5 protein-coding genes are annotated in these 5,353 nt (G+C 71.2%); 4 read left to right on the forward strand and 1 reads right to left on the reverse strand.

Annotated features, from left to right (window positions below; all coding sequences use genetic code 11):
* Positions 1-109: 109 nt before the first annotated feature.
* Positions 110-1,168 carry a hydroxyacid dehydrogenase gene (locus tag ACSNOH_RS33175; protein WP_436725160.1) on the reverse strand — a complete coding sequence of 353 codons (1,059 nt, stop codon included), beginning with the start codon at positions 1,166-1,168 and terminating at the stop codon, positions 110-112.
* Positions 1,169-1,264: 96 nt separating this feature from the next.
* On the opposite strand from ACSNOH_RS33175, the gene ACSNOH_RS33180 reads away from it, so the two are divergent.
* The 4 genes from ACSNOH_RS33180 (at position 1,265) to ACSNOH_RS33195 (ending at position 5,253) form a co-directional block, all read left to right on the forward strand.
* On the forward strand, positions 1,265-1,807 hold the full coding sequence (locus ACSNOH_RS33180; RefSeq protein ID WP_436725161.1) for a GNAT family N-acetyltransferase: 543 nt from the start codon (positions 1,265-1,267) through the stop codon (positions 1,805-1,807).
* Positions 1,808-1,838: 31 nt separating this feature from the next.
* A complete protein-coding gene (locus ACSNOH_RS33185; RefSeq protein ID WP_436725162.1) occupies positions 1,839-3,125 on the forward strand; it encodes a sensor histidine kinase in 1,287 nt (428 codons plus the stop codon).
* A complete protein-coding gene (locus ACSNOH_RS33190) occupies positions 3,122-3,781 on the forward strand; it encodes a response regulator (RefSeq protein ID WP_436725163.1) in 660 nt (219 codons plus the stop codon). The genes ACSNOH_RS33185 and ACSNOH_RS33190 overlap by 4 nt, the downstream gene beginning before the upstream one ends.
* A gap of 209 nt (positions 3,782-3,990) precedes the next feature.
* Entirely contained in the window at positions 3,991-5,253 is a 1,263-nt protein-coding gene (locus tag ACSNOH_RS33195) for a serine hydrolase domain-containing protein (protein ID WP_436725164.1), read from the forward strand.
* The last annotated feature ends 100 nt before the right edge of the window (positions 5,254-5,353 follow it).

A 5,353-nucleotide genomic window follows, 5' to 3' on the forward strand; every position in this document is an offset into this window, starting at 1 on the left:
AGAGTAGGACGCCGCCGAGCAATTATTCAGCCTCAGGTCTGGGATCATTGATCCCGGGCCTGAGGCTTTTTTGCGTTTACCCAGACTGCTTCTAATTGCTCGCGCATCCTCACGCCAGCCTCTCTAATTCCTCCCTCTTCACCTCTCCCCTCAGCCTTTCCCCTCTCCTCCACCGCCTCACCTCCTCCACCGCCCATATCCCCAGCCGGCGTCCCTCGCTCCCCTGAGCTCCGGCAATGTGCGGCGTCACCACCACATTCGGCAGCTGGAACAGCCGCCGGCCCTTTTCCAAGGGCTCCGGGTCCGTCACATCGAGCCATGCGCTCAGCCGACCCGACGCGCACTCCCGCTCCAATGCCTCCGTGTCCACGATCGACCCCCGCGCCGTATTGATGACCGTCCCGCCGTCCGGGATCAGGGCCAGGTGCTCTACGTCGAGCAGCCGGCGCGTCTCCGGGGTCTCCGGTGCGTGCACCGTCACGATGTCTGCTGCCCGGCAGAGATCCGCCAGCAGTGCCACCCGCTGCACGCCCGTCCCCACTCCCGCCCCCATCGCATCCGCGTCCGTCACGTACGGGTCGTAGAGCAGCACCCGGTATCCGGCCGTCGAAGCTCGTAGCCCCGCGATCACCCGGCGGCCGATGCGGGAGGCGCCGATGACGCCGACCGTGCGGCCGTCCGCTCCCCGGCGTTCCCTGAAGGCCGGCCAGTGGCCGTTCGCGTATGCCGCGGCCATCGGCAGGGCGCCCTTCGCCGCGAGGCCGATCACGGCGAGGGTGAAGTCGGCGACCGGCCCCGCGTTGGCCTCCGCCGCCGACGAGACCACGATCCCGCGCTCCCAGACCGCCTCCGTCACCAGCAGCTTTATTGATCCCGCCGCGTGGACGACCACCCTCAGCCGCGGTAGACGGCCGAGCACGGCCTCCGTCAGCGGCGGGCACCCCCACCCCGTGACCAGGACCTCCACACCCTCGGCGAAGCGCTCGGCGATGCAGTTGGTGATGCCCTCGGCGAGCTCCTCCGCCGCAACCCCGAAGATCTGGACCGTACTGTTCGTCAATTCCCCCAGCCGCTCGCGCAGATCACCGGGCGGCAGCACCACTGCCAGCTCCTCCGCGCCCATGACCACGGCGATTCCGCCCTCGCACGCTTGCGTCATGTTCGTCATGCGCAGCCCTCTGCCCTCCCCGCCGAGAGCGAAAACACATTGCCCATGCCAACCATCCGGGGCGACGATCAAAAGATGGAGCACATCATCAGGCCTGTGCGCGCGGAAGACTGGGAGAAGTCCAAGGAACTGCGGCTGGCGGCGCTTTCGGATCCGGTGGCGCCCATCGCGTTCCTCGACACGTACGAGAGCGCCTCCGCGCAGCCCGACAGCTATTGGCAGGAGAGGGCCCGGGCCAGCTCCGAGGCCTCTTCCGTCACCACGTTCGTGGCGGAGGCGCCCGACGGGACGTGGGACGGCACGGTCACCGTGCTCGTCGAGCTGCCGGACTCCGGCGAGGACACCGTCTTCGGCGGCACACCGGCCGTTCCGCAGACGCACATCGTCGGGGTCTTCGTCCGTCCCGAAGCCCGCGGCAACGGCCTGATACAGGCGCTGTTCGAGGCGGCCGTCGCATGGTCGTGGGGGCTGTCCGAGCCCCGCGTGGAGCGCATACGCCTGTTCGTCCACGAGGACAACGGGCGTGCCCTGTCCGTCTACCGCAACGCCGGCTTCGTGCCCTCCGGCCTCACCGTGGCGATGCCCGACGACCCGATGGCGAAGGAGTACGAGCTGGAGCTCGTACGCCCCGCCGGCTGACGAGCGCTCAGGCCGCCCTGATACTTCGTTCATGCTCCACCGGATACGCAGCCCCTGGGCCGTTGACGCTCTGATCACCGCTGTCGTCCAGGTCGCCGTGACCATCCCCTTCGTCGTGCCGCGCTCGGCCGACGTGCCGCCCGCGACATGGGCGTTCTACGGGATGACCACGCTGTCCGTGCTGCCGCTCCTGTGGCGCAGCCGGGCGCCGCTGGCCTGCCTCCTGGCGATCACCGTGGCCGGGTTCGTCTATCTGCCGATGGACGGACCCGGGCAGCCGATGCCGTACAGCCCGCTCGTGGCGATCTTCACGATCGCCGCGCAGGGGGGTGCCGTGCAGCGGCGGGTGACGGTCGTGCTCGGGCTGCCGCTCGTCGCCGTCGCGGTCGCCCTCAAGACCAACACCGCGCGCGAGTACCTCTTCGCGTTCTTCCTCTTCAGCATGGTGTACGTGCTGGGGGTGCTGGCGCGGACCCGGCAGGCGTACACGCAGGCCGTCGAGGCGCGTGCCGCGGCCCTGGAACGGGCGCGGGAGCAGGAGGCCGCGCGGGCCGCCGAGCGGGAACGCGCCCGGATCGCCCGGGAGATGCACGACGTCCTCTCGCACGCCGTCAGCCTGATGGTGGTCCAGGCGGAGGCCGGACCCCTGGTCGTACGGTCGGATCCCGACCGGGCGGAGGCGGCGTTCGACGCGATCGCCGGGGCCGGGCGGGACGCGATGGTGCAGCTGCGGCGCATGCTCGGCGTCCTCAAGGAGAACCCCGGGGAGAACCACTCAGGTCGCTCAGGTCACCCAGGTCGGGGAGAAGACGCAGGACACGGGTCGCGGCGCACCCCGCAGCCCACCCTTGCCGGTCTTCCCGGTCTGGTCGATCAGGTGCGGCGGACCGGGCTCTCCGTGGTCCTGCTGACGGAGGGGGAGCCGCAGTCGCTCGCCGCCGACGTTCAGGTCACCGTCTACCGCGTCGTCCAGGAGGCGCTGACGAACGTCCTCAAACACTCCGACGCCCGCAACGTGACCGTACGGCTCGCCTGGGGACCGCCCGGCGGGGACCGGCTCTCCGGTCGGCTGTCCGTCACCGTGGCCGACGACGGCTCCGGCGTCCGCAAGCCCGGCGGCAAAGGCAGCGGCAGGGGGCTGATCGGCATCCGCGAGCGGGCCGCGGCGCACGGCGGGACCGCGTCGGCCGGGCCGGGGCCGGACGGCCGCGGCTACCGCGTTTGTCTGCGGCTGCCGCTCGTGGTCTCCTCACCGGCAGCAAGCGCAGTACAGGACGCAATGCAGGGCGCAGTAGAGGCGGGGGAGACGACGACGTGACGATCCGTGTGGTGGTGGCCGACGACCAGGAACTGGTGCGCAGCGGCTTCGCGATGATCCTGTCCGCCCAGCCGGACATCGAGGTCGTCGCGGAGGCCGGCGACGGCGCCGAGGCCGTGGCGGCCGTGCGGCGGCACGCCCCCGACGTCGTCCTGCTCGACATCCGCATGCCCCGCATGGACGGCATCGAGGCGGCCCGGGCGATCTGCGCGGAGAGCGGCTGCAAGGCCGTCATGCTCACCACCTTCGACCAGGACGACTACGTCTACGAGGCGCTGCACGCGGGCGCGAGCGGGTTCCTGCTGAAGGACGTCCGCCGGGACGACCTCGTGCACGCCGTGCGGGTCGTCGTCGCCGGGGACTCCCTGCTCGCGCCGTCCGTGGCCCGCCGCCTGGTCGCCGACTTCACCAGCCGCGGGCAGGCGGCGGCCACCACCGCCGGGCACGTCCTGGGGGCGCTCACGGCGCGCGAGCGCGAGACGCTCGTGCTGCTCGGGCGCGGCCTGTCGAACGCGGAGATCGCGGCCGAGCTGGTGGTCAGTGAGCACACGGTGAAGACCCACGTCAGCAACGTGCTGTCGAAGCTGGGGCTGCGCGACCGGATCCAGGCGGTCATCTGCGCGTACGAGACGGGGCTGATAGCCCCGGGAGGATGACCGGACTCGGCCATCCCGGACTCGGCCATCCCGGACTCGGCCATCCCGGACTCGGCCATCCCGCACTCGGCCATCCCTCGCGCGAGGGATGACGTCGGCGGCCGATACCCCTCGCGTCGGCGATTCGCCCGCCCGTACGCATCGCGACGATGGATGGCGTTGGGAACGTCCGTCACAGCAGGACGTCCGTCACAGCAGGGGGAACCACCGTGCGCCGCAACAGAATCACCGTCCTCGCCGCCACCGCAACTGCCACCGCCGCCGTCGCCTCCCTTGCGCTGGGCGCCGCCGCACCCGCCATAGCCACGCCCGCTGCCCCGCACGCTTCCGCACAGCCCGCCGGCAGGGCTGCCGACAACGCCACCGATAAGGCCACCGACGAGGCCACCGACAAGGCTGCCGGCAAGGCCGCCGCCCTGCGGAAGGCGATCGACGGCCTGCCCGACAGCGGGGCCACCGCCGCGCAGGTCCGCTACAAGGACAAGGGCCTGCGCTGGAACGGGGCTTCGGGAGAGGCCGACCTGCGTTCGCATACGCCGGTCAAGGGCGACGAGCGGTTCCGGGCGGGCAGCATCACCAAGACGTTCACGGCGGCCCTCGCGCTGCAGCTCGTCCACGAGGGCAAGCTCGACCTCGACGGGACGGTGCAGCACTACCTGCCGGGCCTGCTGCCCGCGCACTACCCCGACGTCAAGGTCGGGCAGCTGCTCAACTACACGAGCGGCCTGCCGGGCGGGGACACCCGCGGGACCCCGAAGACCCCCGACTGGGACAAGGGCCGCTACACCACCTGGGACCACCGCGCCCTCGTCCGGGCGGGCTTCGACAAGCCGATGGAGTTCGCGCCCGGCACGCAGCAGCACTACTCCAACATCGGCTACAACGTGCTGGGAATGCTGATCGAGAAGGTCACGGGGCGGACGTACGAGCAGGAGCTGCGGGAGCGGGTCATCGACCGGGCGGGCCTGAAGGACACGTACAGCCCCGGCACGAGCTTCCGCATCAAGGGCCGCCACACGCACGGCTACGAGGCGCTCAAGAACGCCGACGGCACCGCACGGCTCGTCGACGCGACCGAGTGGGACCAGTCCGAGACGTGGGCCTCCGGCGACCTCATCACCACCACGGCCGACCTGGACCGCTTCGTCTCCGCCCTCTTCTCCGGCCGCATCGTGCCGCGGCAGGAGCTGAAGCTGATGTTCACCGTGCCGCAGGTGCCGCAGTACGAGAGCGGGAAGCCCGCCGTCTACGGCAGCGGCCTGGCGCGCATCCAGCTCACCAAGGGCGGCCCCGTCTACTGGGGCAAGACCGGCAGCCGCTACGGCTACCTGAACGGCTTCGCCGCCACGCAGGACGGCGCGCAGTCGCTGATCTACTCGGTCAACTCCACGGACGCGAAGGGCGAGGAGATCACGCCGGACTCGCGCGTCGGCCGGATCATCGCGGCGGGCGTCGGGACGCCTTCCGCGTAGAGCCGCCCCCGTACGACCACGGCGTCGGTCCGCCGGACGGCCCGGACGTCGCGCAGCGGGTCCGTGCCCGGGGCCAGGACGAGGAGGTCGGCCGCCCGGC

Source organism: Streptomyces sp. URMC 127 (assembly GCF_051386535.1).
In the GTDB taxonomy this organism is placed as follows: Bacteria; Actinomycetota; Actinomycetes; order Streptomycetales; family Streptomycetaceae; genus Streptomyces.